At 72.1% G+C, this 25,714-nt stretch carries 25 protein-coding genes and 1 riboswitch; of the genes, 12 read left to right on the forward strand and 13 right to left on the reverse strand.

Annotated elements, in window-relative coordinates:
* Positions 1-117: 117 nt before the first annotated feature.
* Entirely contained in the window at positions 118-1,146 is a 1,029-nt protein-coding gene (locus ACFZCP_RS11500; RefSeq protein ID WP_362679793.1) for a 6-phosphofructokinase, read from the forward strand.
* An 86-nt stretch (positions 1,147-1,232) separates the two neighbouring features.
* Here ACFZCP_RS11500 and ACFZCP_RS11505 read toward each other — a convergent pair whose 3' ends face one another.
* Together ACFZCP_RS11505 and ACFZCP_RS11510 are read right to left on the reverse strand one after the other, a co-directional pair.
* On the reverse strand, positions 1,233-3,152 hold the full coding sequence (locus ACFZCP_RS11505; RefSeq protein ID WP_391426281.1) for a chorismate-binding protein: 1,920 nt from the start codon (positions 3,150-3,152) through the stop codon (positions 1,233-1,235).
* 119 nt (positions 3,153-3,271) lie between these two features.
* Positions 3,272-3,328 carry a trp operon leader peptide gene (locus ACFZCP_RS11510; protein ID WP_115913573.1) on the reverse strand — a complete coding sequence of 19 codons (57 nt, stop codon included), beginning with the start codon at positions 3,326-3,328 and terminating at the stop codon, positions 3,272-3,274.
* 105 nt (positions 3,329-3,433) lie between these two features.
* Here ACFZCP_RS11510 and ACFZCP_RS11515 point away from each other — a divergent pair, with 105 nt between their 5' ends.
* Both ACFZCP_RS11515 and ACFZCP_RS11520 read left to right on the forward strand, forming a co-directional pair.
* The gene (locus ACFZCP_RS11515) at positions 3,434-4,786 is read left to right on the forward strand and encodes a class II 3-deoxy-7-phosphoheptulonate synthase (protein ID WP_362679799.1); all 1,353 of its coding nucleotides are present in this window, start codon (positions 3,434-3,436) and stop codon (positions 4,784-4,786) included.
* 160 nt (positions 4,787-4,946) lie between these two features.
* A complete protein-coding gene (locus tag ACFZCP_RS11520; protein WP_362679802.1) occupies positions 4,947-5,189 on the forward strand; it encodes a (2Fe-2S)-binding protein in 243 nt (80 codons plus the stop codon).
* On the opposite strand, the gene bfr is transcribed toward ACFZCP_RS11520, so the two are convergent.
* Positions 5,186-5,665 carry a bacterioferritin gene (gene bfr, locus ACFZCP_RS11525; RefSeq protein ID WP_391426283.1) on the reverse strand — a complete coding sequence of 160 codons (480 nt, stop codon included), beginning with the start codon at positions 5,663-5,665 and terminating at the stop codon, positions 5,186-5,188. The genes ACFZCP_RS11520 and bfr overlap by 4 nt on opposite strands.
* Positions 5,666-5,840: 175 nt before the next feature.
* On the opposite strand from bfr, the gene ACFZCP_RS11530 reads away from it, so the two are divergent.
* A complete protein-coding gene (locus tag ACFZCP_RS11530) occupies positions 5,841-6,473 on the forward strand; it encodes a molybdopterin-dependent oxidoreductase (RefSeq protein ID WP_391426285.1) in 633 nt (210 codons plus the stop codon).
* Between the two features lie 204 nt (positions 6,474-6,677).
* Here ACFZCP_RS11530 and ACFZCP_RS11535 read toward each other — a convergent pair whose 3' ends face one another.
* From ACFZCP_RS11535 to thiO, 5 genes are all read right to left on the reverse strand, one after another.
* Positions 6,678-7,619: a deoxyribonuclease IV gene (locus tag ACFZCP_RS11535; RefSeq protein ID WP_362679811.1), complete on the reverse strand. Its 942-nt coding sequence runs from the start codon at positions 7,617-7,619 to the stop codon at positions 6,678-6,680.
* Between the two features lie 34 nt (positions 7,620-7,653).
* Entirely contained in the window at positions 7,654-9,582 is a 1,929-nt protein-coding gene (gene pknB, locus ACFZCP_RS11540; RefSeq protein WP_391426287.1) for a Stk1 family PASTA domain-containing Ser/Thr kinase, read from the reverse strand.
* A gap of 174 nt (positions 9,583-9,756) precedes the next feature.
* Positions 9,757-10,551 carry a thiazole synthase gene (locus ACFZCP_RS11545; RefSeq protein ID WP_391426289.1) on the reverse strand — a complete coding sequence of 265 codons (795 nt, stop codon included), beginning with the start codon at positions 10,549-10,551 and terminating at the stop codon, positions 9,757-9,759.
* A gap of 3 nt (positions 10,552-10,554) precedes the next feature.
* On the reverse strand, positions 10,555-10,767 hold the full coding sequence (gene thiS, locus ACFZCP_RS11550) for a sulfur carrier protein ThiS (protein WP_362679820.1): 213 nt from the start codon (positions 10,765-10,767) through the stop codon (positions 10,555-10,557).
* A complete protein-coding gene (thiO, locus tag ACFZCP_RS11555) occupies positions 10,764-11,960 on the reverse strand; it encodes a glycine oxidase ThiO (protein ID WP_391426292.1) in 1,197 nt (398 codons plus the stop codon). The genes thiS and thiO overlap by 4 nt, the downstream gene beginning before the upstream one ends.
* Positions 11,958-12,069: riboswitch (TPP riboswitch) on the reverse strand. Its footprint overlaps the gene before it by 3 nt.
* 211 nt (positions 12,070-12,280) lie before the next feature.
* On the opposite strand from thiO, the gene ACFZCP_RS11560 reads away from it, so the two are divergent.
* From ACFZCP_RS11560 to ACFZCP_RS11580, 5 genes are all read left to right on the forward strand, one after another.
* The gene (locus ACFZCP_RS11560; RefSeq protein ID WP_391426294.1) at positions 12,281-13,516 is read left to right on the forward strand and encodes an FAD-dependent oxidoreductase; all 1,236 of its coding nucleotides are present in this window, start codon (positions 12,281-12,283) and stop codon (positions 13,514-13,516) included.
* A gap of 197 nt (positions 13,517-13,713) precedes the next feature.
* Positions 13,714-14,079 carry an Rv2175c family DNA-binding protein gene (locus tag ACFZCP_RS11565; protein WP_391426296.1) on the forward strand — a complete coding sequence of 122 codons (366 nt, stop codon included), beginning with the start codon at positions 13,714-13,716 and terminating at the stop codon, positions 14,077-14,079.
* Positions 14,080-14,168: 89 nt separating this feature from the next.
* Positions 14,169-14,816 (forward strand): thiamine phosphate synthase, encoded by a 648-nt coding sequence (gene thiE, locus ACFZCP_RS11570; RefSeq protein ID WP_391426298.1) that lies wholly within the window; start codon positions 14,169-14,171, stop codon positions 14,814-14,816.
* A gap of 144 nt (positions 14,817-14,960) precedes the next feature.
* Positions 14,961-15,884 (forward strand): methylenetetrahydrofolate reductase [NAD(P)H], encoded by a 924-nt coding sequence (gene metF, locus ACFZCP_RS11575; RefSeq protein WP_362679836.1) that lies wholly within the window; start codon positions 14,961-14,963, stop codon positions 15,882-15,884.
* A 56-nt stretch (positions 15,885-15,940) separates the two neighbouring features.
* A complete protein-coding gene (locus tag ACFZCP_RS11580; protein WP_391426301.1) occupies positions 15,941-16,876 on the forward strand; it encodes a hypothetical protein in 936 nt (311 codons plus the stop codon).
* Between the two features lie 13 nt (positions 16,877-16,889).
* On the opposite strand, the gene ACFZCP_RS11585 is transcribed toward ACFZCP_RS11580, so the two are convergent.
* The 5 genes from ACFZCP_RS11585 to ACFZCP_RS11605 form a co-directional block, all read right to left on the reverse strand.
* Positions 16,890-18,401 carry an FAD-dependent oxidoreductase gene (locus ACFZCP_RS11585; RefSeq protein ID WP_391426303.1) on the reverse strand — a complete coding sequence of 504 codons (1,512 nt, stop codon included), beginning with the start codon at positions 18,399-18,401 and terminating at the stop codon, positions 16,890-16,892.
* A 119-nt stretch (positions 18,402-18,520) separates the two neighbouring features.
* Positions 18,521-19,135 (reverse strand): DUF4126 family protein, encoded by a 615-nt coding sequence (locus tag ACFZCP_RS11590; RefSeq protein ID WP_391426305.1) that lies wholly within the window; start codon positions 19,133-19,135, stop codon positions 18,521-18,523.
* A gap of 376 nt (positions 19,136-19,511) precedes the next feature.
* The gene (locus tag ACFZCP_RS11595; RefSeq protein WP_362679848.1) at positions 19,512-20,141 is read right to left on the reverse strand and encodes a TetR/AcrR family transcriptional regulator; all 630 of its coding nucleotides are present in this window, start codon (positions 20,139-20,141) and stop codon (positions 19,512-19,514) included.
* 47 nt (positions 20,142-20,188) lie between these two features.
* A complete protein-coding gene (locus ACFZCP_RS11600; protein ID WP_391426307.1) occupies positions 20,189-22,273 on the reverse strand; it encodes a YhgE/Pip family protein in 2,085 nt (694 codons plus the stop codon).
* On the reverse strand, positions 22,245-23,102 hold the full coding sequence (locus ACFZCP_RS11605) for an ATP-binding cassette domain-containing protein (RefSeq protein WP_391426309.1): 858 nt from the start codon (positions 23,100-23,102) through the stop codon (positions 22,245-22,247). Before ACFZCP_RS11605 ends, ACFZCP_RS11600 begins: the two co-directional genes overlap by 29 nt.
* 173 nt (positions 23,103-23,275) lie before the next feature.
* Between ACFZCP_RS11605 and ACFZCP_RS11610 the strand changes: the two genes are divergently transcribed.
* The 3 genes from ACFZCP_RS11610 (at position 23,276) to ACFZCP_RS11620 (ending at position 25,599) form a co-directional block, all read left to right on the forward strand.
* A complete protein-coding gene (locus tag ACFZCP_RS11610) occupies positions 23,276-23,839 on the forward strand; it encodes an SAV_6107 family HEPN domain-containing protein (protein ID WP_391426311.1) in 564 nt (187 codons plus the stop codon).
* A 325-nt stretch (positions 23,840-24,164) separates the two neighbouring features.
* Positions 24,165-24,935, forward strand: a complete 771-nt coding sequence (locus tag ACFZCP_RS11615; RefSeq protein ID WP_362679860.1) for a methyltransferase — start codon at positions 24,165-24,167, stop codon at positions 24,933-24,935.
* A 277-nt stretch (positions 24,936-25,212) separates the two neighbouring features.
* Positions 25,213-25,599: a DUF3040 domain-containing protein gene (locus ACFZCP_RS11620; RefSeq protein ID WP_362679863.1), complete on the forward strand. Its 387-nt coding sequence runs from the start codon at positions 25,213-25,215 to the stop codon at positions 25,597-25,599.
* Positions 25,600-25,714 lie beyond the last annotated feature (115 nt).

Genomic DNA, 25,714 nt, shown 5'->3' on the forward strand with positions numbered 1-25,714 from the left:
CTGGTCAAGCAGCCTCCCGACAATTCACCGGAATCACCCTTCCCGCCTCTCGCTGTGTGACGCGCATCACCATTACCGTGACTGGGCGTCAGGCAACCGCGGCGAAGGGACATTTCCATGCGGGTCGGAGTACTGACCGGAGGCGGCGACTGCCCCGGGCTCAACGCCGTCATCCGGGGCATCGTCCGCAAGGGCGTGCAGGAGTACGGGTACGAGTTCGTCGGCTTCCGGGACGGCTGGCGCGGACCTCTCGAAGGCGACACCGTCCGCCTCGACATCCCCGCGGTGCGCGGCATCCTGCCCCGCGGCGGCACCATCCTCGGCTCCTCGCGCACCAACCCCCTCAAGCAGGACAACGGCATCCGCCGCATCAAGGAGAACCTGGCCAAGCTGGAGGTCGAGGCACTCGTCGCGATCGGCGGCGAGGACACCCTCGGCGTCGCGGCGCGGCTCTCCGGCGAGTACGGCGTGCCCTGCGTCGGCGTCCCCAAGACCATCGACAACGACCTGTCCGCCACCGACTACACCTTCGGCTTCGACACGGCCGTCAACATCGCCACCGAGGCCATCGACCGGCTGCACACCACCGCCGAGTCCCACATGCGGGTCCTCGTCTGCGAGGTGATGGGCCGCCACGCCGGCTGGATCGCCCTCCACTCCGGCCTGGCCGGCGGCGCCAACGTCATCCTCATCCCCGAACAGCGCTTCGACCTCGACCAGGTGTGCGCCTGGATCACCTCCCGCTTCAAGGCGTCGTACGCCCCCATCGTCGTCGTCGCCGAGGGCGCCATGCCGAAGGACGGCGACGTGGTCCTCAAGGACCAGTCCCTCGACTCGTTCGGGCACGTCCGGCTGTCCGGGGTCGGCGAATGGCTGGCCAAGGAGATCGAGAGGCGCACCGGCAAGGAGGCCCGCACCACCGTCCTCGGGCACATCCAGCGCGGCGGCACCCCCAGCGCCTTCGACCGCTGGCTCGCCACCCGCTTCGGCCTGCACGCCATCGACTGCGTCCGGGACCGCGACTTCGGCAAGATGGTCGCCCTGCGCGGCACGGACATCGTCCGCGTCCCGATCGCGGAGGCCACGGCCAGGCTGAAGACGGTGGACCCGCAGCTGTACGAGGAGGTCGGGGTGTTCTTCGGCTGAGCGGAGCCGGGCTACGCCCGGCTCGACAGACCCGCTCCCGGCGCCGGCCCGGCCATCGGCCGACCGGCGCCGCAGGACGGGACCGCTCAGGCCGAAGCGGGGGCCTGGGGGCGGCAGCCCCCGGCCAGCCGGCCGACCAGCTCCTGCACCACCGCGGCCCCGTTCAGGCTCAGCACCGACTCCGGGTGGAACTGCACCCCGCTGAACCCGGGGCCCCGCAGTGCGTGCACCTCCCCGTTCTCCGCCCGGCTCACCTCGATGCCGTGCGCGGTCAGCTCCCGCTCCGCGTCCTCGTCGCACCGGGCCACGAAGCTGTTGTAGAAGCCGACGGTCTCCGGCCGTCCGAACAGGTCGATCGTGGTCTGCGCTCCCTGGTACGGCACCTGCTTGCGGACGATCTCCAGGCCCAGCTCCGCCGCGATCAGCTCGTGCCCGAGACAGACTCCCAGCACGCCGTACCGGTGCTCCCGGACCAGCTCGGCGGCGAGCGACCGCAGGAACCGCATCTTCGGGTCGGCGAGATCCGAGGGGTCGCCCGGACCCGGCCCGAGCACCACCGGCCCCTGGTGCGCGAGCACGGCCTCACGCAGCCCCGGCTCGTCGTACCGCCTGACGCTCACCTCCAGGCCGGCCGAGCGCAGCACATGCGCCAGCATCGCCGTGAAGGTGTCCTCGCCGTCGACGACGAGGGCATGGCCCTCAAGGGCCGCGGACCGCTCCTGCATCCGCAGCCAGAACGGCGCGAGCGACGCACGGCGTCCGTCCAGCGCGGCCCGCACCCGCGGGTCGTCGGCCAGCCGGGGCCGCGCCTCCTCCTCGCGCGGCCGGGACGGGCGTACCCCGAGGGCCGCCAGGACCCCGGCCGCCTTCGCGTGGGTCTCCGCGACCTCGCCCGCCGGGTCCGAGCCGCGCACGAGCGTCGCCCCGACCGGGACGCGCAGCCGGCCGTCGGCCGAGATGTCGGCGGTGCGGATCAGGATGGGGGAGTCGAGGGTCTGCCCGCCCCCGGATCCTTCCTTCCCGCCCGCGGATCCTTCCCTCCCGCCGCCCGTGTACCGCCCGAGCAGGGCCAGTGCCCCGGCGTAGTAGCCGCGCCCGCCGACTTCGTGCCGCTCGATCACCCGGCAGGCGTTCTGCACGGGCGACCCGGTGACGGTGGCCGCGAACATGGTCTCCCTCAGCACCTCCCGCACGTCCAGGGAGGACTTCCCGCGCAGCTCGTACTCGGTGTGCGCGAGGTGCGCCATCTCCTTCAGGCGCGGGCCGACGACCACTCCGCCCCGGTCGCCGACGGTGCACATCATCTTCAGTTCCTCGTCGACGACCATGGACAGCTCCTCGATCTCCTTGCCGTCGGCGAGGAAGTCCAGCAGGTGGTCCGGGGACGGCCCCCCGGCCGGATAGCGGTACGTCCCGCTGATCGGGTTCATGACGACCGTGCCGCCGGACATCCGGACGTGCACCTCGGGACTGGCGCCGACCAGCGTCCGGTCCCCGGTGTGCACCACGAACGTCCAGTACGCGCCCCGCTCGCCCTCCAGCAGCCGCCGGAACAGAGCCAGCGCGTCGGCGCGGGAGAAACCCGGGATCCGGCCCTCGTACGTCCGCCGGATCACGAAGTTCGCGCCCTCGCCCCGGCCGATCTCCTCGCGCAGCACGCGCCCGACGATCTCGCCGTACTCCTCGTCGCCGACGTCGAAGCCGCCGCCCTCGACCCGCACCCGGTGGGCGGGCAGCGTCCGCAGGGCGTCGGCGAGCGGGATCTCGTACGACTCCTCGGGGGTCAGCACCAGCAGCGGGGTGCCGTCGTCGCGGACACCGAAGCCGCGCTCGCGGATCTGCCGGAACGGGACCAGCGCGAGGCCCTCCTCGGGCAGGTCGGCGAGGCGCTCACGGGGAGTGACGGGGCCGATCAGCAGCTCCACCGTGTGCTCGTCGCGGCCCGGGGTGCGACGGCGCAGCAGGGCGAAGGGGCGGGGGTCGTGCAGCAGCTGTGCCAGGTCCATGGCTTCTCTTCCTCGATGTCCGTGATGTCCGTCGACGGTGTGATCGACGGCGGTGAGGAACGACCCCGGAAACGCCGAAGGCCGCCCCTCGGGCGGCCTTCGCGAAGTGGTACGCGCAGTCAGTGGGCCGCCGGATGAGCGGTCCACCACCAGTTCTGGATCGAAAGCGCGAACATGCGACGAACCCTATCGCACCGGCTTGCTGTCCATGGAGAAAACACTTCGTCTCACGTTTCGGGCCAGACGCGGAACACGGCACACGACCCCGTAATGTTTACGAGGTGACCGTGAACGCTAAGACCAGCCCGAGCGCTGGCAACACCTGGCGAAACCTGCCCGCGGCGCAGCAGCCCGAGTACCCCGACGCCGAGGCTCTGCGCGCAGTGATCGCGGACCTCGAGTCGTATCCGCCGCTCGTCTTCGCGGGCGAGTGCGACCAGCTGCGCGCCCGGATGGCGGCCGTCGCCAAGGGAGAGGCGTTCCTCCTCCAGGGCGGCGACTGCGCCGAAGCCTTCGACGCCGTGTCCGCCGATCACATCCGCAACAAGCTCAAGACGCTGCTCCAGATGGGTGCCGTCCTGACCTACGCGGCCTCCGTGCCCGTGGTGAAGGTGGGCCGCATCGCGGGGCAGTACTCCAAGCCGCGTTCCAAGCCGACCGAGACCCGTGACGGGGTCACGCTCCCGGTCTACCGGGGCGACTCCGTCAACGGCTTCGACTTCACCGAGGCGACCCGCATCCCGGACCCGGAGCGGCTCAAGCGGATGTACCACGCCTCGGCGTCCACGCTGAACCTGGTACGTGCCTTCACCACCGGCGGCTACGCCGACCTGCGCCAGGTGCACGCCTGGAACCAGGACTTCGTGAAGTCCTCCCCCTCCGGGCAGCGCTACGAGCAGCTCGCGCGGGAGATCGACAGCGCGCTGAACTTCATGCGGGCCTGCGGCACCGACCCGGAGGAGTTCAAGACCGTCGAGTTCTTCTCCTCGCACGAGGCGCTGCTGCTCGACTACGAGTCCGCCCTGACCCGGGTCGACTCGCGCACCGGCAAGCTGTACGACGTCTCCGGGCACATGGTGTGGATCGGTGAGCGCACCCGGCAGCTGGACGGGGCGCACATCGAGTTCGCGTCCCAGATCCGCAACCCGATCGGCATCAAGCTCGGCCCGACGACCACGGTCGAGGAGGCGCTGCAGTACATCGACCGCCTCGACCCCGAGCGCGAGCCGGGCCGGCTGACCTTCATCGTCCGCATGGGCGCCGACAAGATCCGCGACAAGCTCCCCGAGCTGGTGGAGAAGGTCACGGCGTCCGGCGCGACGGTGGCCTGGGTGACCGACCCGATGCACGGCAACACCTTCGAGGCGGCCTCCGGGCACAAGACCCGCCGCTTCGATGACGTGCTGGACGAGGTCAAGGGCTTCTTCGAGGTCCACAAGGGGCTCGGCACCCACCCGGGCGGCATCCACGTGGAACTGACCGGCGACGACGTCACCGAATGCGTGGGCGGCGGCGACGAGATCTTCGTCGACGACCTGCACCAGCGCTACGAGACGGCCTGCGACCCGCGGCTGAACCGCAGCCAGTCGCTGGACCTGGCGTTCCTGGTCGCGGAGATGTACAGGGACCAGTGACGGTTTCGCCCGTTACCGGAACATGAAGTGGGGCGCGGATCACATACGATCCGCGCCCCACAGCACTTTTGCGCCACGCGAGCGATGGGTAAGGTTAGGTTTGCCTCACCGATCAAGGGGATGGCAGTCGAGCGAACGATCCCGTCGGGAGGTGAACCGCATGTACGTCTGTAGCTGCTTCGGCATCACCGAGGCCCAGGTCAAGAAGCATGCGGAGGACGGCGCCTGCACCCCCCGCCAGATCGCCTCCGCCTCCAAGGCGGGCACGGACTGCGGTTCGTGCGTCCGCCGGATCCAGGCGATTCTCGGCCGTGGCGCCTGCCCGCGCCGTGAGCTGGCCGAGCAGGGCAGGCCGGTCCTGGCCGAGCTGTCCGGTTCCGTGGGCCTGGACGAGGCCGCCTAGCTCTCCGGCTGTTCGACCAGCTGGGAGATGTACAGCGCCTCGCCGAGCTTCTCCAGCAGCTCCAGCTGGGTGTCGAGGTAGTCGATGTGGTGCTCCTCGTCGGCGAGGATGTCCTCGAAGATGTTCGCGGACGTGATGTCGCCCTTCTCGCGCATCACCTTGATGCCCCGCTTGAGCCGGTCGATCGCCTCCACCTCGATCTGCCGGTCGGCCTCGAACATCTCCTTGACGGTCTGCCCCACCCGTACATGGAACAGCCGCTGGTAGTTGGGCAGCCCTTCCAGGAACAGGATCCGGTCGGTGAGCACCTCGGCGTGCTTCATCTCGTCGAACGACTCGTGCCGCGTGTACTTGGCGAGCTTCGGCCAGCCGAAGTTCTCCTGCATCTTCGCGTGCAGGAAGTACTGGTTGATCGCGGTCAGCTCGCCGGTGAGCTGCTCGTTGAGGAACTCGATGACCTCGGGGTCGCCCTGCATCGCGGCGGCTCCTTCCATACGGGGGACGGGTGAGGGGTGCGGCGGCATGATTGCATCGGCGGCGAAGATCGTCCAGTAAGTGCGTACTTAGTGAGTAAGCCCTGACTTGAAGTTGTTTGTCCGCTTTGTGAACGGGTGGTCAAGGGCATCGCCCCAGGTCTGTCAGGATGGATACATGGGTCATCCGGTGGAGCGAGAGTCTGGGGCAGCGGCAGGGTCCGAGCTTCCGCCGGGACAGCGACTGCAGCGGGGCTGGCCGGTCACGCACTACGGGCCGGTGCCGAAGTTCCGGTCCGAACGCTGGGAGTTCCGGGTCTTCGGTGCCACCGCCGACGGCGACAAGCGCACCTGGAACCACGAGGAGTTCACGGCCCTGCCGTACACCACCGTGGTGGCCGATCTGCACTGCGTGACGAAGTTCAGCATGGTCGGCGCCGAGTGGGGCGGCGTCCCGGCCCGGACGATCCTCGACCTGGTCCCGCCGGCACCCGACGTCACCCATGTGATGGTGTGGGCGGAGTACGGCTTCAGCTCGAACCTGCGCCTCGGGGACTTCGACTCCGACCGCACCGTCTTCGCCACCCACAAGGACGGCGAGCTGCTCACCGCCGAGCACGGCTTCCCGGTGCGCCTGATCGTCCCCCATCTGTACGCCTGGAAGGGCCCCAAGTGGGTGCGGGGCGTGGAGTACATGACCGCCGACCGCCGCGGCTTCTGGGAGGAACGCGGCTACCACAACATCGGCGACCCCTGGAAGGAACAGCGCTACTCCTACCAGGAGGAGCTCGGGGACGGCCCCGAGCTCTGACGTCTCCCGGCGCGCCGCTCGGTGGTGGTACCGGTGCACCACCGCGTGTGAGCCCGATGTTCCTCGTGCGCTGTGTGTGGCGCATGAGCCCGATGTTTCTCGTGCGCTGCGTGTGCCTCGTGCTGCAGGAGTGCTCCCGATGCCAGGTGACGGTTCCTGCATCCAGCGGGGAACCGTATACCCCCTGGGGTATTCCTGGACGGGTTATCCGTCGCGCAGTTTCTTCAGCCGCTCCACGTCCGCCGCGTGTCCTTCCTTGCCGCCGGGCGTCTCGATGATCAGCGGGACGCCCTCGGTCGCGGGGTGGGTCATCAGCGCCCGGAACGGGTCCTCGCCGATGTGGCCGGCGCCGATGTTCTCGTGCCGGTCCTTGTGCGCGCCGACCACGTCCTTGGAGTCGTTGGCGTGGATCAGCTTCAGCCGCCCCTCGCCGACGGTGTCCACCAGCAGATCGAGGGTCCGGTGCATGCCGTCCGGCCCGGTCAGGTCGTGACCGGCGGCGAAGATGTGGCAGGTGTCCAGGCACACGCCCAGCTTCGGATGGGCGTCCAGCGCCTCGAAGTACGGCCCGAAGTCCCAGGTGCGCGAGCACAGCGAGGAGCCCTGCCCGGCGGTCGACTCCAGCAGCAGGAACGGGTCGTCGTCGTGGGTCAGCTCGTCCAGCAGCGGCAGCAGCTGCTCCCGCACCTGCTGCAGCGCCACGGCCCGCTCCCGTCCGCCCGTCGCGCTGCCGGTGTGGACGACGACACCCAGCGCACCGATCTCCCGCCCGCGCCGCAGCGAGTGCCGCAGCGACTCGACCGACCTCTCCACGGTCGCCCCGGTGTGGGAACCGAAGTTGATCAGATAGGGGGCGTGCACATACGCCGGGATCGACTCCTGAGCGCAGGCCGCCCGGAACGCCTCGTCCTGGCGCGGATTGCCGGCCGGCGTCGCCCAGCCCCGCGGATTGGCCACGAAGACCTGCACGGTCTCGGCCTTCAGGTCACGGGCGTAGGACAGGCCGACGGAGTTCAGACCGCCGGCCACGGGGACGTGACCGCCGACGGGGTTGCGGGAAGGACCGGTTCCGGGGCCGCCGACGGCGTTGCGCGAAGGACCGGTTCCGGGGCTGCCGGCAGGGGCGGGGGACTGCTCGATGCTCACCCGTTCAGGGTGTCACGCGGCGTGCCGTCCCCGTTCACCGGATGGTGATCGTTATCGCCGACCCCTTGGGGGCCGTCTCGCCGCCCTGAACCGACTGCTTCTTCACGGTGTCACCGAAGATCCCGAGCAGCCCCCGGTCCTCCTTCACCTCGAAGCCGGCGTCCCCCAGTGCCTTCTTCGCGTCGTCCACGCTGTCCCCGACCACGTCCGGAACCTCGATCATCTCCGGGCCCTTGGACAGCTTCAGCGTCACCGTGTCGCCCTCGGCGGCCTGGCTGTCGCCGGCCGGGGACTGCTGGGCCACCTGCCCCTTGTCGTACTCGGAGTTGACCTGCTGCGCGGAGATGGTCACCTTCAGGCCGGCGTCCTCCAGCTCCTGCTTGGCCTCGTCGAGGTCGTCGCCGGTGACGTCCGGCACGTCGATCGGGTTGCCCTTGCTGACCAGGAGCGCGATCGCCGAGCCCGCGTGCCGCTTGATACCCGCCTGCGGGTCGGTGCCGATCACCGAGCCCTTGGCGACGCTGTCGCTGAACGCCCGGTTGACCATGCCCGGCTCCAGGCCGGCCGCCTTCAGTTTCGCCTGCGCCTTCCCCAGCGGGACGCCCGCCAGGTCCGGCACCTTCACGATCTCGGGTCCCCGGGAGACGACCAGGGTCACGGAGTCGTTGCTCCGGATCCGGGCCCCGACCGCCGGGTCGGTGCTGATGACCGTGCCGCGCGCGACCGTGTCGTTGTACTCCAGTCTGACCCGCCCGACGTCGAGCCCGGCCGCCTTCAGCCGCGTCCTCGCCTGGTCCTCGGTCTTGGCCAGCACCTGCGGGACCTTGGTGAACTGCCCCGAGCTGATGTACCAGACCCCGGCACCCACGCCGAGGACCACCAGGATCGCGGCGATGACCGTGACGAGCCCGCGCCGGGGCCGCGCCGGGCGGCGCCGGGGCACCGGAGGGCTGTCCAGCCGGCTGGTGTGCTGGACGTCCGCCGCGGGAGCCTCGTCGTCCTCGTTGACGGGCAGCGGCCGGGGCACGGTCAGCGAGCGCGGAATCACGCTCGTGCGGTCCCCGGCGTTGTCGTGCTCGGCGGACAGCGCCTGCGGCGGCAGGGCGTCCAACTGCTCGGCGGTCAGCTCGGCACGCGCGCGCAGCACCTGGCCGAGCAGTGCCGCCGCGTCGTGCGGCCGCAGGTCGGGGGTGCGCGCGGTGGCCGAGGCGACCAGTTCGTCCAGCTCGTACGGCAGCCCCGGCACGAGTGCGGAGGGCGGCGGCACGTCCTCGTGGATGTGCTTGTAGAGCACCTGGGCGGGGGAGTCCCCGGAGTGCGGCTTGCCGCCGGTCAGCATCTCGTAGAGCACGACACCGCAGGCGTACACGTCGACGCGCGGGTCGGCGGTGCCCTGCTCGATCTGCTCGGGCGCGAGATACGACACGGTCCCGAGCACGGAGCCGGTCGTGCTGGTCACGGTGTCCACGGACCGCACCAGCCCGAAGTCGGCGACCTTGACCCGTCCGTCGTCCCCTATCAGCACGTTCTCGGGCTTCATGTCCCGGTGCACGAACCCGGCCCGGTGCGCGGCGCCGAGCGCGGCCAGCACGGGCTCCAGGATGTCCAGCGCGGCCCGCACCTGCAGCGCGCCCCGCTCTCGCAGCACGTCCCGCAGGGTGCACCCGGCGATGTACTCCATCGCCAGGTACACGTACGACCCGTCGGTGCCCTGGTCGAAGACCTGCACCACGTTGGGGTGGGCCAGCCGGGCGACCGACTTGGCCTCCCGGATGAACCGCTCCACGAAAGACCCGTCGGCCGCGAGCGTCGGGTGCATCACCTTGAGCGCGAGAACCCGGTCCAGGCGGGTGTCCAGGGCCCGGTAGACCGTGGCCATCCCACCGACCGCGATCCGCGCATCGACGCGGTACCGGCCGTCGAGCACCTGCCCGACGAGGGGGTCCTGAAGGGTCGTATCCACGCAGGCGAGTGTACGAGGGGCGACCGACACTCCCGTCCGTTGGGCCGTTCCGGGGACGGAATGCAGCAGAGCTGTGACCCTCGTGGTACGCCCCCAGGGCCTCTCCTTCGGAGCGTGCCGGTTTCCGCCGTGAGGTGCCGTGATCCGAAGCCGGCCCGGTCCGAAGGAAGGACCCTAGAAGGCAGGGCGTTCCGGATCCAGGTGCGCGCGTCCCTCCGCCGGGGAGGACGCCTGGGCGAAGTGACGGCGCGGGATCCGCCCGGCGAGCCGGGCCAGCCGTCCCGCCTCCACCGCGTGCTTCATCGCGGCGGCCATCGTCTCGGGCTCCTGCGCGCGCGTGACGGCGGAGGCGAGCATGACCCCCGCGCACCCCAGCTCCATCGCGAGGGCCACGTCCGAGGCCGTACCGGCGCCCGCGTCCAGGATCACCGGTACGCGCGCGTGCTCCACGATCAGCTGGAAGTTGTGCGGATTGCGGATGCCCAGCCCGGAGCCGATCGGCGAGCCCAGCGGCATCACCGCCGCGCAGCCCACGTCCTCCAGCTTCCGGGCGACCACGGGATCGTCGTTGGTGTACGGCAGCACCGTGAACCCGTCGTCGACCAGCGTCTCCGCCGCATCCAGCAGCTCCACCGGATCCGGCAGCAGCGTCCGCTCGTCGGCGATGACCTCCAGCTTGATCAGGTCCGTACCCAGCGCCTCCCGGGCCAGCCGGGCGGTCAGCACGGCCTCACCGGCGGTGAAACAGCCCGCCGTGTTCGGCAGCACCCCGATGCCCAGCTTCTCCAGCACCGACAGCACCGAGCCCTGCACCTCGGGATTGACCCGCCGCATCGCCACGGTGGTCAGCGCGGTGCCCGAGGCGACCAGTGCCCGCTCCAGGACGTCCAGGCTCGGCGCACCACCCGTGCCCATGATCAGCCGGGAGCCGAGGGGCACACCGCCGAGGACGAAGGGATCGTCGGCCATGGGTCAGCCTCCTTGCACTGCGGTGAGGATCTCCACGCGGTCTCCCTCGCACAGGGAGGTGAGCGGCCACCGACCGCGCGGGACGACGGTTTCGTTGACGGCGGCGGCGACGCCTGAGGGCGCGGCGGTGAGGGTCCCGACGAGGACGTCCAGCGCGGTGCCCGGGGCGACCTGCCGGTGCTCCCCGTTGACGGAGATCGTGACGGAGACGGTCATACGGGCTGCTCCATGAGTGCGGGCCGGTCCTCGGGCGCGGGCCGGTCCTCGGGTGCGGCGCCGAAGCGCCCCGGCGTGAACGGACGGGCTTCCTCCGGCAGCTCACCGCCGGCCAGCAGCTCGGCCATGACGTGCCCGGTGACCGGCGTGAGCAGCACACCGTTGCGATAGTGCCCCGTGGCCAGCAGCAGCCCGTCCAGACCGGACGGGCCGAGCAGCGGCGCGTTGTCGGGGGAGCCCGGGCGCAGTCCCGCGCGGGTCTCCGTCAGGGGCAGCTCGGTGATGCCCGGCACCAGTTCATGGGCGTCGCGCAGCAGCTCGTACACGCCCCCCGCGGTCACCGTCGTGTCCCAGCCCAGCTCCTCGCTGGTGGCGCCGACGACCAGCTCGCCGTTCTCCCGGGGCACCAGGTAGACATGGCTGCCGCGCACCACGGCCCGCACGGTGCGGCTCAGGAACGGCGCGTACCGCGCGGGCACGGTCAGCCGCAGCACCTGCCCCTTCACCGGCCGCACCGGCGGCAGCACGGCCCGGGGGACGCCCGCCAGGCGCCCGCTCAGGCTCCCGCCCGCGAGCACGACCTGCCCCGCGCCGAGCCCGGTGCCCTCAGACGTGGTGACGCCGGTGGCGCGGCCCCCTGCCACATCGAGCCGCTCGGCCCACGACCGGTGGAACACCACCCCGGCCCGCTCGCACGCGGCCACCAGGGCCGATGCCAGCCGCCGCGGATCGATCTGGTGGTCGCCGTCGACCCGCAGCCCGCCGCGGACCCCGGGCGCCAGCATCGGCTCCAGGCGCCGGCACTCCCGCCCGGACAGCCACTCCGACTCCAGGCCCGAGCGCCGCTGCAGTTCGTGCAGCTCACGCAGGTGGGCGCGGTCGTCGGCGTCCAGCGCCACGGCGAGCGTGCCGCAGCGGCGGTACCCGAGGTCGTGGCCGGTCAGCTCGGTCAGCTCGGCCGCGAAGTCCGGATAGCGGCGGGCCGACTCCAGATTGAGGGCGAGCAGTGTCTCCTCGCCGTAGTGCAGTTCGGTGACCGCGGCCAGCATTCCCGCCGCGACCCGCGCGGCCCCGCCGCCGGGCTCGGGGTCCACCACGGCCGTGGCGAGCCCGCGCTGCGCGGCACGCCAGGCCGTGACCAGGCCGATGATCCCGCCCCCGATGACGAGGACGTCGGACGTACGTGACGACATGGGCGTCCAGCCCCTCCCTTCGCCGGCATGACCCGGATCAGGTTCGTACGGTCGGAGGCCGCCAGCCTCCCTCTCAGCCCGGTGCGTCCGGGCTCCCGCGAGTGCTTGTACGGTGGCCACCCTAGCCCGCGGCGCTCGCCGCCCGTAAGAGAGCCCCGGCCCGTGCCCCGTGCGCCGGGCGGACCGGTCCGGGCCCCGTGGCGGACCACGCCGCAGGTCGCAGGCCTGCGGCGGTGCGGCCGGCTGCGCACGAGTGCTGTGGAACAGGTCACTGAGCACGCCCGCTGACTGACCATTCGTCAGTTGTCTATGGTGATCGGGTGAGCGAGCAGACACCACAGCAGGACACTGCACAGGGGCGGCGCGTGGTCGTCGTCGGCGCCGGCATGGCCGGGGTGCAGACGGCGGTGGCCCTGCGGGAACAGGGCTGCACGGGCACCGTGACCCTGATCGGCGCCGAGCCGCACCAGCCCTACGACCGGCCGCCGCTGTCCAAGGCCGTGCTCCTCGGCACGTCCGAGGGGTCTGCCTTCGACGTCGACTTCGAGTCGCTCGGCATCGAACTGCGGCTCGGCTGTGAGGCGCTGGGCGTGCGTCCCGCCGACCACGAGCTGGACACCGAGGCGGGGCCCGTGCCCTACGACGTCCTGGTCCTCGCCACCGGCGCCGAACCGATGCGGCTGCCCGGCACCGAGGGCGTGCCCGGCGTGCACCTGCTGCGCACCCTGGACGACGCCGAACGGCTCAAGCCGGTGCTCGCCCGGCAGCACGACATCGTGGTGGTCGGCGCCGGCTGGATCGGCGCCGAGTTCGCCACGGCGGCCCGGGAGGCGGGCTGCGCGGTGACCGTCGTCGAGGCCGCCGACCGGCCGCTGGCGGGCGCGCTGCCCGCCGAGGTCGCCGCCCCCATGACCGCCTGGTACGCCGACAGCGGCGCCGAGCTGCGCACCCACGCGCGCGTGGAGCGCGTCGAGCCCGGCACGGTGGTGCTCGCCGACGGCACCCGGCTGCCCGCGGGCGCCGTCGTGGTCGGCATCGGTGCGCGTCCGGCCACCGCATGGCTGGCCGGCTCCGGTGTCGAGCTGGGCGCGCACGGCGAGGTCGTGGCCGACGCCCACCTGCGCACCTCGGCCGAGGACGTGTACGCGGTCGGCGACTGCGCCTCCTTCCCCTCCGCCCGGTACGGCGCCCGGCTGCTGGTCCACCACTGGGACAACGCCCTGCAGGGGCCGCGCACGGTCGCCGCGAACATCATGGGCGCGATCCCGGCGGTCTACGACCCGGTGCCGTACTTCTGGTCCGAGCAGTTCGGCCGGTTCGTCCAGTACGCCGGCCACCATCCGGCGGCCGACCGCCTGGTGTGGCGCGGCGACCCGGCCGGCCCGGCCTGGACCGTCTGCTGGCTGCGCGAGGACCGCCTGGTGGCCCTGCTGGCCGTGGGCAGGCCGCGCGATCTGGCCCAGGGGCGGCGGCTGATCGAGGCGGGCCGCCGTATGGATCCGCAGGCGCTGACCGACCCGGCGCGGCCCTTGAAGGACGCCACCGCCGACCGCTGAGCGCCCGGGAGGGGCGCGGGGCCGTGCCGACCTGCCCCCCGCGTGGGCGCGAGCGGCCGCAGCGGTGCCGCAGCCGCTCGACGGCCTCCTTCCGGCACGTTCGCCGCGCGCACGGCACCCCGCACCGCACCCCGCGCAGCGCAACGTGGACCGGGCCTGACTTCCGACTGTCGGTGGTGGATGGCAGGCTAGGTCCCGTGACCGAGATTGACGCAAAGATTGATGTTCTCGTCCCCGCCTGGCTCACCCTCCCCGACATCGCCGAACAGCTCGGTGTCGAGGTGACGCGTGTGCGGCAGCTGGTCAAGGAGGGCCAGCTCGTCGCCGTACGCCGAGGCGAGAACAAGGCGCTGCACGTCCCCGCCGCCTTCATCGACGGGGACAAGGTCGTCAAGGGCCTGTCCGGGACCCTGACGCTCCTGAGGGACGACGGCTTCACGGTCGAAGAGATGATCGAGTGGCTCTTCACCCCCGACCCGACCCTGCCCGGCACCCCCGCGCAGGCCCTGAGCGAGAATCGCGGCACGGAGGTGAAGCGCCGCGCCCAGGCGCTCGCCGTCTGAGCCGACTCTTACCCCGGGTGGCGTACCGGCCACGGCCCGTACGCCACCCCCTCGCGACCCATGGAACACCGACCACGGGGGGATCACCCATGTCCGACACCGCCCGCAGCAGGTTCGCCGGCGCCCGTCTCTACCTCTGCACGGACGCCCGCAGACGGCAGGGCGACCTCGCCGAGTTCCTGGACGCGGCCCTGGCCGGCGGTGTCGACATCGTGCAGCTGCGCGACAAGGGCATGGAGGCGGCCGAGGAGCTGGAGCACCTGTCGGTCTTCGCCGACGCCTGCGCCCGGCACGGCAAGCTCCTCGCGGTCAACGACCGGGCCGACGTCGCCCACGCCGCCCGCGCCGACGTCCTCCACCTGGGCCAGGGCGACCTCCCGGTCCCCGCGGCCCGGGCGATTCTCGGCGACGACGTCCTGATCGGCCGGTCCACGCACGCCGGGTCCGAGGCGGCCGCGGCCGCCGTCCAGGAGGGCGTGGACTACTTCTGCACCGGCCCCTGCTGGCCCACCCCCACCAAGCCCGGCCGTCACGCGCCCGGCCTCGACCTGGTCCGGCACACCGCCGCGCTGGGCACCGACCGTCCCTGGTTCGCGATCGGCGGCATCGACCTCGGCAATCTGGACGAGGTGCTGGACGCCGGTGCCCGCCGCGTGGTCGTGGTCCGTGCGATCACCGAGGCGGACGACCCCGGAGCCGCCGCCGCGGAGTTCGCGAAGCGTCTGCGGCAGGTGTAGGGACCACGGGATCGCGGGGCCACCGGGGGTCCCGTCCTGACCGGTGTCCGGATTTCTGTCCAAGGGGTGGACAGGAACCCGGCAAATCAGGCAAATTTCCGGCATTCGGTTGGGGGACCGCTCGACCCTGGCTAACCTGCGGGTATGGCCCTCGGAACCGCATCCACCAGGACTGATCGTGCACGCACCGTGCGCGACATCCTCGGTACCGGCAAGTCGACGTACTCGTTCGAGTTCTATGCGCCGAAGACCCCCAAGGGTGAGCGGAACCTGTGGAACGCGCTGCGCAGGGTCGAGGCGGTGGCCCCCGACTTCGTCTCCGTCACCTACGGCGCCGGCGGCTCCACGCGCACGACGACGGTCAAGGAGACCCAGCAGATCGTCGTGGACACGACGCTCACGCCGGTCGCCCACCTCACCGCGGTCGACCACTCCATCGCCGAACTGCGCAACATCATCGGCCAGTACGCGGACGCGGGGATCCGCAACATGCTCGCCGTGCGCGGCGACCCGCCCGGCGACCCGATGGGCGAGTGGGTGGCGCACCCGAGCGGCCTGACCTACGCGGCAGAGCTCGTCCGGCTCATCAAGGAGTCGGGCGACTTCTGCGTCGGCGTGGCCGCCTTCCCGGAGATGCACCCGCGCTCCAGCGACTGGGACACCGACGTCGCACACTTCGTCGACAAGTGCCGTGCGGGCGCCGACTACGCCATCACGCAGATGTTCTTCCAGCCGGAGTCGTATCTGCGGCTGCGCGACCGCGTCGAGGCCGCGGGCTGCGACACCCCCGTCATCCCCGAGGTCCTGCCGGTCACCAGCGTGAAGATGCTGGAACGACTGCCCAAGCTCAGCACCGCACAGTTCCCGGACGTCCTGAAAGAGCGGATCCTCACAGCGAAGGACGATCCGGCGGCGGTACGCTCCATTGGCATCGAGTTCGCCACGGAGTTCTGCGCGCGGTTGCTGGCAGAGGGAGTGCCAGGGCTGCACTTCATCACGCTCAACAACTCCACGGCGACCCTGGAGATCTACGAGAACCTGGGCCTGCACCACCACCCGCAGGCCTAGACCGGCCGCACCGCCGTACGACACACTGCGTAGCGGTTACTGGGAGAGGGGCGTACATGGGCTGGACGGTCCTCTACATCGCGTTCGGCGTCGTCGCACTGTGGCTGCTCGGCGAGGTACTGCTGCAGTACAAGGCGCGACTGCGCTGGCGCCTGCTCGCGTTCGCGGGCTTCCTCGGTGTCGTGGTGGGCGTGTTGATGCCGTCCGTCATCGTCATCGGCGTGGGCGCGATCGCCTTCGCGCTCGGCCAGACCTACGTCACGCTGTCCTTCCGCCGCGGCTTCGCCGCCGGCTGGGCGGTCAAGCGGCCGGACCCCGAGGCCGAGGGCGGCGGCAGCAAGCGCCGCCGTGGCAGGGCCGACCGCCAGGACCCGACCCTGGAGGTCTCCGACCTGGAGGACGGGGACGACCGGGACGGCGCCTACGGCCACGAGCAGCTCGCCTACGGCGACGACGACTACGACCGCGACGACGTCTTCACCCCCCGTCCGCCCGAGCCCGCCGCCGAGACCACCGCCGTCTACGAGCCCCAGCCCCTCCCGGACGACACCGGCTCCTACGGCGTCTACGGCGGCGCCCCCCAGCCGGACGCCGCCCAGGCCCAGAACCCGGGCTACGCCTCCGCCACCCCGGGGGCCGACCAGAACTACGCCTACGACTACTCGGGCTACGGCCAGCAGGGTTACGGCTACGAGGCCGGCGGCCAGCAGCAGTACGCCAACTACTCCGACCCGTACATCGGCTCCCAGTCCTACGGCGGAGCCTCGTACAACACCGGGTACGAGCAGCAGTACGGCCAGCAGGGCTACGCCCAGGACCCGTACGCCACCGGCGGCTACGGCCAGACGCCGGCCGGCGGGGTGTGGGTCCCGCAGCAGCGCACCGACGAGACCTACGGCGCCGAACTCCCGCAGGAGCAGCCCTACCCGTACGAGGGGCACGGGCAGCAGCCGCAGCCGGGCACCGGCTACGACGAGCAGTACCGTTTCTGAAGCCCGGCCGCGCTCACTGCGAGCCGCGGAAGTCCGGGCCCTCCACGATCAGCCCGGCCACCAGCGCACCCGACATCCCGGCATGGGGGAGCCCGCCGCCGGGGTGCGACCAGCCGCCCACGCGGTACAGACCGGGCAGGCGCGTGCTGTTCGCCGGATGCAGGAAACGACCCCGGCCGGCGGCAAGTGCGGGAGCGGGCACGGCCCCGAAGCGGGTGCCCGTCTCCTGCTCCGTGTGCCCGGGTGCGCGCACCTCGTGCCACAGCAGGCGCTCCCGCAGCCCGGGCACCGCGGATCCGGCTGCTTCCAGCAGGAAGTCCGTGTAGCGCCGGACCGTGCCCGCGTCCTGCCGGCCGGCCTCGCCCGGCACGACGGCGGACACCACGACGGACTCGTGTGCGTCGTCCGGCCTCAGGGCGGGGTCGTCGGGGCGCAGCACGGTCACCGTCGGGCACACGGGTTCGCCGCCGCCGGGAGAGACCAGGAAGTCCAGCTCGGCCCCGGCGTCCGGAGCGTGGACGACCGTACGGTGGACGGCCTGCTCCTCGCGTCCCTCCCGCAGGGCGAGCAGAAGGGTGAACCGTCCCGGCACGGGTGAGACCGGGTCGGCCCGCACGTCGCCTTCCTCGTCCAGCCGGTGCTCCGTCAGGGCCCGCAGCAGCGCCGGGTCCAGGTCCGCCACGACATGGTCCGCCCCGGCCACCGTCCGGTCGGCCAGCTCCACACCGGCCGCCCGGCCGTCCTTCTCCACGATCCCCGTGACCTCGGCGCCGAAGACGAACTCGACCCTGCGCTGCACGCACCGCTCGTACACCGCCCGCGCCAACTCCCGGATGCCGCCGCGCACATACCAGGTGCCGAAGGCGTGCTCCATGTAGGGCAGCACGGCGGCGCTCGCCGGAGCGGTCCGGGGATCGAGGCCGTAGGCGAGCACCTGGCTCTCCAGGAGGGCCGCCAGGCGCTCGTCGCGCAGCTCCCAGGCGCCGATCTCGGCCGGTGTGGCCGCCCGGCGCGTGCGCAGCAGGCGCTTGTGCGGGACGGCCGGGTACGGCTCGCGGTCGGCCAGCACCTGCCAGTTCGGCCACAGGGGCTCCTCCAGCAGCGGCCGGCGCGTGCGGTCCCAGGCCTCGCGGGCCCGCACCAGGAAGTCGCCCCAGCGCTGCCCGGCCCCGGCGCCCAGGGCCTCGTCCAGGGCCGTGACGACACCCGCGCGGGAGGCGTTCGGCAGGGAGACCCGTGTGCCGTCCGCGAAGACGTGCCGCGCGGCGGGGTCGACCTGGACCAGCTCGACGCGGTCCTCCAGCGGCTCCTTGCCGGTCTTGATGAACAGGTCGCGGTAGACCGCGGGCAGCGTCAGCAGTCCGGGGCCGGTGTCGAAGCCGAACCCGTCCCGCTCGAAGCGGCGCACCGCACCGCCGTACGTCTGAGTACGCTCGTACACCGTCACCCGGTGGCCCGCGACGGCCAGCCGGGCAGCAGCCGCCATCGCGCCCATCCCGGCGCCGATCACCGCAATCCGTGCCATGCCTGCGACTTTATCGACCGCCACCGACATCGCGGTCCGCGGGCGTCCCGGCCGGCCCGGCCCTCCGGTCGGCCCCGCGTCCCGGTCGGCCCCGCGTCCCGGTCAGTCCGGCGTCCCGGTCAGTCCGGCGGCCCGGACAAGTGCGAGGCGAGCCGCCGCTCCTCCCGGCGCTGGGCCCGGCGCCGCAGGAACCGCCGGATGCGGGAGAGGAGGAACACCAGCACCACCAGACCGGAGACGAGCAGCACTGCCGCGACGACCGCCGCCGCCTCGGGGTGGAACATCGCGAACGTGACGATGCCGGCCACCCCGAGATCCTCGGCGAAGCTCAGGACGATGTTGCTGACCGGCTCCGGCGAGGTGTTGACCGCCATCCGCGTCCCGGCCTTCACGGTGTGACTGGCCAGCGCGGTCGAACCGCCGACCAGCCCGGCGGCCACGTCCGAGAGGGAGCCGCTGTGCCCGGCCAGCAGCGCCCCGACCCAGGCGCCCGCGAGCGGCCGGACGACGGTGTGCACCGAGTCCCACGCGGAGTCGACGTACGGGATCTTGTCGGCGACCGCCTCGCACAGGAACAGCACGCCCGCCACGATCAGCACCTCGGGGCGCTGCAGCGTCTGCGGGACCTCGTCGCTCACCCCCGTCAGGCCGAAGAGGCCGAGCAGCAGCACCGCCGCGTAGGCGTTGATGCCGCTGGCCCAGCCGCTGGTGAAGACCAGGGGGAGTACCGACACGGATGCGATCGTAACCAGGCGGCGGTCCCGCGTCGCGGGCACGCGCACACACGCCTGAGTATCCGTACTCAGACGGAGAGATGAGTACGCGCACGGATGGGCCGCACCCCGCGTGGACGGGAGAGTGGAGACACGGCAAGGGGCGCGGACCGGCACCGCCGGCACGGGGCGGCGGAACGGCGCCCGCGTCCTGGCCGCTCCTTCCGCCGCCGAGGCGGCGGAAGCGAGGCACGGGGGACCCGGGGCAGACCACCACGGGGGACCAGTGGGGAAGATCCGTACGGGGAAGTACGGGAAGTACGGGGGAACAGGAAGGCGCCGGTCCGACCAGGGACCGGCGCCTTTCCCGTGCTTCCCGCGGGTGTTTCCCGTGTGCTCAGGCCCTGCCGCTCACACGGCCCTGGAGCAGCCGGGACAGCGCCGCGTGGACGTCGTCCAGGGAGCGCTCCGGCTGGAAGGACTTCCAGTCCAGGGCGGCCACCAGGACCATGCCGACCAGCGCGGCCGCGGTCAGCTGGACGTCGATCTCCTCGCTGAACTCCCCGGCCGCCACGCCCTCGCGCAGCACCCCCTCGACCACGGCCACGGCCTCCTGCCGGACCACCATCAAGGTGGACTGCCAGGCGCGGTTGGTGCGCCACAGCTCGGCCACGTACAGCTGGGTGAAGGCCGGGTAGCGGTCGATGAAGACCAGGCCCGCGCGGACCATCGCGTCCAGGGCGTCCACCTTGCTGCCGCCCTCGGCCTCGGTCTGCTCGGCCGCCTCCCGCAGGGATGCGGTGAGGAGGCCCACGCCGTGCCGCAGCAGTTCCTCGAAGAGGACCGACTTGCTCGCGAAGTTGTAGTAGACCGTGCCCTTCGCGACCCCGGCCCGTTCGGCGATCTCGTCCACCGTGGTGGCCGAGAAGCCCTGCTCGGCGATGAGCGTGACGGCCGCTTCGTAGAGCTTCTGCCGGGTTGCCTCGCGGCGCGTGCTGCCGCCGGACGTGGCGCTGCTGCTTTCCATGGCCCTGATTCTCACAGGTACGCGCGCGTGCAGGGCCTTCTTGGGGATCACAGGGTCAGCTCGGGGTGCAGCCGGTCCAGCGTCCACACCTGGCGGCGCCGGGCCGCGAGCGCGGTGAGCGCGAGGGCGCCGACGGTGAACGCGGCCAGCACACCGCACGCCTGCCACACCGGGCCGAGCCCGCCGCCCGTGATCAGCCTGCGCAGGGCCGCCACGATGTAGCTCATCGGCAGGAACGGGTGGATGGCGTTGAAGAAGCCCGGGCTGGTCTGCACGGGGTACGTGCCGCCCGCCGAGGTCAGCTGGAGCATCAGCAGCGCCAGGACCAGGATCCGGCCGGCCGCTCCGAAGCGGGCGTTCAGCCACTGCACGATCGACGCGAAGCACGCCGCCACGAGGAACAGGAAGCCGACCGTGCCCGCCGCCCGCACCATCTGCAGGCCGACCGCCCAGTGCAGCACGGACATCAGCGCGGCCGTCTGCAGCACGCCCAGCGCGGCCACCGGCAGCCAGCCGGCCAGCGCGATCCGCCGGGCCGGCGAACCGGCCGCGAGAGCACGCCGGTTGAGCGGCGGGATCAGCATGTACGCCACCATCGCGCCCACCCACAGGGACAGCGGGATGAAGTACGGGGCGAACCCGGTGCCGTAGTTGGGCGCCTTGTGCAGATCGTGGGAGGCGAGCTCGACCGGGTCGGCCATCACACCGGTGTGCCGCTCACGGTCCTGCTTGTCGTAGTCCGGGATCTTCTTCGCCCCGTCGTGCAGACCCCCGGCGAGCTTGCCGGAGCCGCCGACCAGCTTGTACATGCCGCCGTTGAGGGTCTCGGCGCCCGACGCGGCCGTGCCGATGCCCTTGTCCAGCGCCGCCGAGCCGGTCCGGGCGGTGCCGAGACCGGAGTGCAGCTTCTTGGCGCCCGCGGCGACCTCGGCCGCGCCGTCGTTCAGCTTGTTGATCTTCTTGACGGCGTCGTTCACGTCCTCGTAGAGGTGCGGCGCGCGGTCGGAAAGCGCCTGGGCCTGCTTCTGGAGCGTGCCGAGGTTGTCCCGCATCGTCTTCAGGTCGCCGTCCTGGTCGGCGATCAGGGTGTTGAGGTCGTCGGCGACGGTGGTCACGTCGGCGGCCGCCTGCCTGGCCTTCTTCAGGTCCGGGCAGAAGGGGTCCGGGATGGCCGCGCTCTCGCAGCGGGTCCGGTAGACCTCGTCCAGGACGGCGGAGGAGGCGTGGGCGGTCCTGGCCGCGCCCGGCGCGAGCCTGACCAGGACGTCGAGGTTGTGACGGACCGCCTTGGCCGAGTCGGCGACCAGCCGGGCGGTTTCCCCGATGGTCTTCTCGTTGTCCTTCAGGAACGGGCCGGCCTTGCCGTAGACGCCGTTGACGTTGTCGGCGAGGGTCCGGGTGCCGTCCGCGACCCGCTGCGAGCCGTCCTGCAGGTCGCCCGCGCCCCTGTTGAGCTTCTTCAGGCCCTTGGCCAGTTCGCCGCTGCCGCTCTTGGCGTCCTGCAGACCGTCCGCGAGGTCCTTGGAGCCCTTCTCGGCCTTGCCGATGCCGCCCTTGAGCCTGTCGGCGCCCTCGGCGGCCGTCATGGTCTTGTCGTGGATGCCGGAGAACGAGATGAAGATCTTGTCCAGGAAGGTCCGGGACGCCTTGGTGGACGCGGCCGAGCGGACCTCGCTGAAGACCGTGCGGGAGATCTGGCCGACGATGTAGTTGTTCGCGTCGTTCGTGCGCACCCTGAGCGCGCCGGTCTGCGGGGAGCCGCCGGAGCTGGAGGCGATCCGCTCGCTGAAGTCGGAGGGCATGGTCAGCGACAGGTAGTACGTGCCGTCCTCGACACCCCGGCGGGCCTCGGCGTCGCTGACCTCGTGCCATTCGAAGGTGCGGCTGTCGCGCAGCCGGTCGACGATGTCGTCGCCCGCCGTGATCCTCTTCCCGCCCGCGGCGGCGCCCCTGTCGTCGTTCACCAGGGCCACCGGAATCCGGTCCAGGCGGCCGTAAGGGTTCCAGAACGACCACAGGTACAGGCCGCCGTACAGCAGGGGAAGGACGAGCAGCGCGACCAGGGCGGCGCGCGGCAGCCTGCCCCGCCCGAAACGCCTCAGCTCAAGAACGGCCAGCCTGGGCGAGCGCATCGGCCTCCTCCTCCTTGTTCTTCCGGTCGCTCTTCTCGTCGTCCTTCCGGTCGTCCTTCTGGTCGTCCTTCTGGCGGTCCCGGTTGTTCTTCCGGTCGTCGTTGTCGTGGTTCCGGTCGTTCTTCCGGCGGTTCTCGTCGTCGTTCCGGCGGGTGCGGACGCGGACGCAGTCCTCGGGCGCCGTGCGGCACACGGCCACGACCGTCGTCCCCGCGCGCGTGAGGGACCGCAGCAGGTCCCAGACCTCGGCGCGCTCGGTGTCCGAGGGCTTCAGGTCGACGTCGTCGATCCCGAGCAGCCCGGGCCCGCCGAGGAGGCCCAGCGCGACGGACAGGCGCAGTTCCTCCAGCCGGTCCAGATCGCGCACGGCCGTCCGGGAGTCCTTGGGGAGCGCCTCCGGGTCGAGCCCGGCGCCGGCAAGGGCCGCCCCGACGCGCAGCCGTGCCTCCTGCGCGCGCTGCGCGCGGGGCCGCAGCAGGTCGCGCAGGGAGCCTCCGAACCGGTCCTGCAGCAGGGCCCGTTCGCGCAGGTGCTCCCCGACGGTCAGGGCCGGCTCCAGGTCGGTGACACCGGCCACGTTGGCCACGGCGGAGATGCGGCGCACGGCCGCCATGTGCCGGGGCAGCGCGAAGCCGCCCACGGTGGCCGCTCCCGCGGTGGGCTTCATCCGCCCCGTGAGCGCGAGCAGCAGACTCGTACGGCCGGAGCCGGAGGGTCCCTCGATCGCGATCAGCGAGCCGGGCTCCGCGTCGAGGGTGATGTCGCCGAAGGCCCACCCCCGCGGCCCCTTGAGCCCGAGGCCCTCGGCCCTGACGTGCACGCCGTCCACAAGCCCCCCTGCCTGATTGTGGTTGCCATTCTTTGAACTGACTGGTCAGTACAAAAGTACCCCCGAACCTACGAGCGAAGCAAAGGCCCAGTTCAGAACGGATTGTCAGTGCCATACCGCACGATGGGCACATACGGCATACGTGCCGTCACCCAGACGACAGGAGGTTCGTCATGGCCAGCTCCTCCGCAGCCGCCGCCCACCGGCGCCGCGCCACCGGCCCTGCCCCCTCACTGACCGGCCCGGCGAGCGATGTGCACCCCGTGCTCCGCCGGGCCACGGCCCCGCCCGCCGCCCTCGACCTGCTCGCCCAGGCCCGGGCCGGCCTCGAAGAGGCCGCCGTCCTGGAAACACCCAACGAGCGCTACGCGACGGCACATCTCGCCGCCCTGCGCACCGCCGCCGCCGTCCTCGCCGCCCGGGGGCGTCCCGAGACCTCCCCGCGCCGCCGGGCCCGCATCCGCAGCGCCTGGGAGGTGCTCCCCGAGATCGTCCCCGAACTGACCGAGTGGAGCGCCCTCTTCGCCTCCGGTGCCGCCCGCCGGGCCCGTGCCGAGGCCGGTATCCAGGGCGCGGCCGGACAGCGCGACGCCGACGACCTGATACGCGACGTGGCGATGTTCCTCCGGATCGTCGAGCGGATGCTGGTGCTCCAGCCCGTCCTGCCCCAGCCCCGCCGGGACACCGGCGAGCCGGACGCCCCGGGCACCCGCGGCGGACTGCCGGACGCGGGCTGACCCCGGACGGCCCGCCGTGCGTGACGGACGGGGCCGCGGCCCGTCTGCGGTGCCCCGGTGCGGCACCGCAGACGGTGGGCCGCGGGCGCCCGGACACGGCACGGGAGGCGGCGGGCCTCCGGTGCCGTGACCGGCCCCGGACGCGGTAGGCATGCGGCGTCCGCGAACGGCATCCGCGGCAATGGACAGCAGGTGGCCGGGTACGGCACCGGAGGCAATAGGGTGGAGGCCGCCGAAGCCTTCCTCCCTCCCGCACCCGGGCCGGGGAGGTACCCCGTTCGCGCCGCCGGGCAACAGGCGGTGCCGTGCCGAGGAGTCAACTGCCGTGCCGGACCCGATGCGCCCCCGCGCCTCTCTCCGTACCGCCGTGGTCTGGGAGGTCCTCCAGGACGCCCTCGACCGCCGGGTCAAGGCCACGGGGCGCGAGTCGCTGGACGTGCTCGACACCGGAGGCGGCAGCGGCAACTTCGCCGTGCCCGTCGCCCGCCTCGGCCACCGCGTCACCGTCGTCGACCCCAGCCCCAACGCGCTGTTCGCGCTGGAGCGCCGCGCCGCCGAGGCCGGCGTCGCCGACCGGGTCAAGGGCGTCCAGGGCGACGCCCACGGCCTGTTCGACGTCGTCGAGCGCGGCGGCTACGACGCGGTGCTGTGCCACGGCGTCCTGGAGTACGTCGACGACCCCGCCGAGGGTGTCCGCAACGCGGTCGCCGCGCTGCGCTCCGAGGGTGTCCTCAGCCTGCTCGCCGCGGGTCTCGGCGGCGCCGTCCTCGCCCGGGCCCTGGCCGGTCACTTCACCGAGGCCAAGCAGGCCCTGGAGGACCCCGAGGGCCGCTGGGGCGCCGGGGACCCCATGCCACGCCGCTTCACCGCCGAGCAGCTCACCGCGCTCGTCGAGGGAGCGGGCCTGAGGGTCGGCGGCGTGCACGGCGTACGGGTCTTCGCCGACCTCGTGCCCGGCGTCCTGGTGGACACGGAGCCCGGCGCCCTGGACGCCCTGCTCAAGCTGGAGGCCGCGGCAGCCGAGTTGCCCGCGTTCCACTCCGTGGCCACCCAGCTCCATGTGCTCGGTGAGACGCCGGGGGCCGCGGAGGCCTGAGTGCCTGCGCGGCACCCGCCGCTGATCAGGCGCTCGGCGGCAGATGGAGTACGCCACAGGACGCCCGATCGAGCGGTTTGCGCCGTATGATCGAGGTATACCGTCCGGCATGACGGGTCGGCCGCCGGGGAATGGAAGCCTCAGCGAGTCGGTCGGTCATGGCGGATTACGGTTGGCCAATTGGCGTAGAGGGGCGGGTTTCACGGGGTCGATTCCCTGCCTATCCTGAAGGGACCCCCCCGGGTCGCCCCCGCGACTGCACGATGAGGAGGACTCCGTGCCGCTCTCGGAGCACGAGCAGCGCATGCTCGAGCAGATGGAGCGAGCGCTGTACGCCGAAGATCCCAAGTTCGCGTCGGCGCTTGAGGGAAGTGGGCTGCGGACGTACACCCGGCGGCGGGTCTACCAGGCGGTCGCGGGCTTCCTCGTGGGTATCGCGCTCCTCATGGCCGGAATGGTCGCGCAGCAGATCTGGATCAGCGTGGTGGGGTTCCTCGTCATGCTGGGCTGCGCCGTGCTCGCCGTGACGGGCTGGCGAAAGGGCCCCAAGCCGGGGGAACAGCCGGCGGGCGCTCCTCCCCGCCAGGCCCGGCAGAAGCGCTCCGTGATGGACCGGATCGAGCAGCGCTGGCAGCGCCGCCGGGACGAGCAGCAGGGGCACTAGCCAACAGCAGACGTCAGTGAGGGGTGACCACCCATGGGTGGTCACCCCTCACGCGTACCCTGCCTCAGCCTGCTGTCCGCCGCAGCGCCTCAGCCCCTGCTCTCTGCCTCGGCGC

Source organism: Streptomyces sp. NPDC007971 (assembly GCF_042958635.1).
In the GTDB taxonomy this organism is placed as follows: domain Bacteria; phylum Actinomycetota; class Actinomycetes; order Streptomycetales; family Streptomycetaceae; genus Streptomyces.

Bases quoted from the DNA above. Each gene is read 5' to 3' on its own strand.
- ACFZCP_RS11595 (WP_362679848.1), bottom strand. From the start codon at position 20,141: ATGGAAAGCAGCAGCGCCACGTCCGGCGGCAGCACGCGCCGCGAGGCA.
- thiS (WP_362679820.1), bottom strand. From the start codon at position 10,767: ATGACCGTCTCCGTCACGATCTCCGTCAACGGGGAGCACCGGCAGGTC.
- thiE (WP_391426298.1), top strand. From the start codon at position 14,169: ATGTCCGACACCGCCCGCAGCAGGTTCGCCGGCGCCCGTCTCTACCTC.
- ACFZCP_RS11585 (WP_391426303.1), bottom strand. From the start codon at position 18,401: ATGGCACGGATTGCGGTGATCGGCGCCGGGATGGGCGCGATGGCGGCT.
- ACFZCP_RS11505 (WP_391426281.1), bottom strand. From the start codon at position 3,152: ATGGACCTGGCACAGCTGCTGCACGACCCCCGCCCCTTCGCCCTGCTG.
- ACFZCP_RS11580 (WP_391426301.1), top strand. From the start codon at position 15,941: ATGGGCTGGACGGTCCTCTACATCGCGTTCGGCGTCGTCGCACTGTGG.
- bfr (WP_391426283.1), bottom strand. From the start codon at position 5,665: ATGCAGGGCGACCCCGAGGTCATCGAGTTCCTCAACGAGCAGCTCACC.
- ACFZCP_RS11520 (WP_362679802.1), top strand. From the start codon at position 4,947: ATGTACGTCTGTAGCTGCTTCGGCATCACCGAGGCCCAGGTCAAGAAG.
- ACFZCP_RS11530 (WP_391426285.1), top strand. From the start codon at position 5,841: ATGGGTCATCCGGTGGAGCGAGAGTCTGGGGCAGCGGCAGGGTCCGAG.
- ACFZCP_RS11500 (WP_362679793.1), top strand. From the start codon at position 118: ATGCGGGTCGGAGTACTGACCGGAGGCGGCGACTGCCCCGGGCTCAAC.
- ACFZCP_RS11545 (WP_391426289.1), bottom strand. From the start codon at position 10,551: ATGGCCGACGATCCCTTCGTCCTCGGCGGTGTGCCCCTCGGCTCCCGG.
- metF (WP_362679836.1), top strand. From the start codon at position 14,961: ATGGCCCTCGGAACCGCATCCACCAGGACTGATCGTGCACGCACCGTG.
- thiO (WP_391426292.1), bottom strand. From the start codon at position 11,960: ATGTCGTCACGTACGTCCGACGTCCTCGTCATCGGGGGCGGGATCATC.
- ACFZCP_RS11600 (WP_391426307.1), bottom strand. From the start codon at position 22,273: ATGCGCTCGCCCAGGCTGGCCGTTCTTGAGCTGAGGCGTTTCGGGCGG.
- ACFZCP_RS11610 (WP_391426311.1), top strand. From the start codon at position 23,276: ATGGCCAGCTCCTCCGCAGCCGCCGCCCACCGGCGCCGCGCCACCGGC.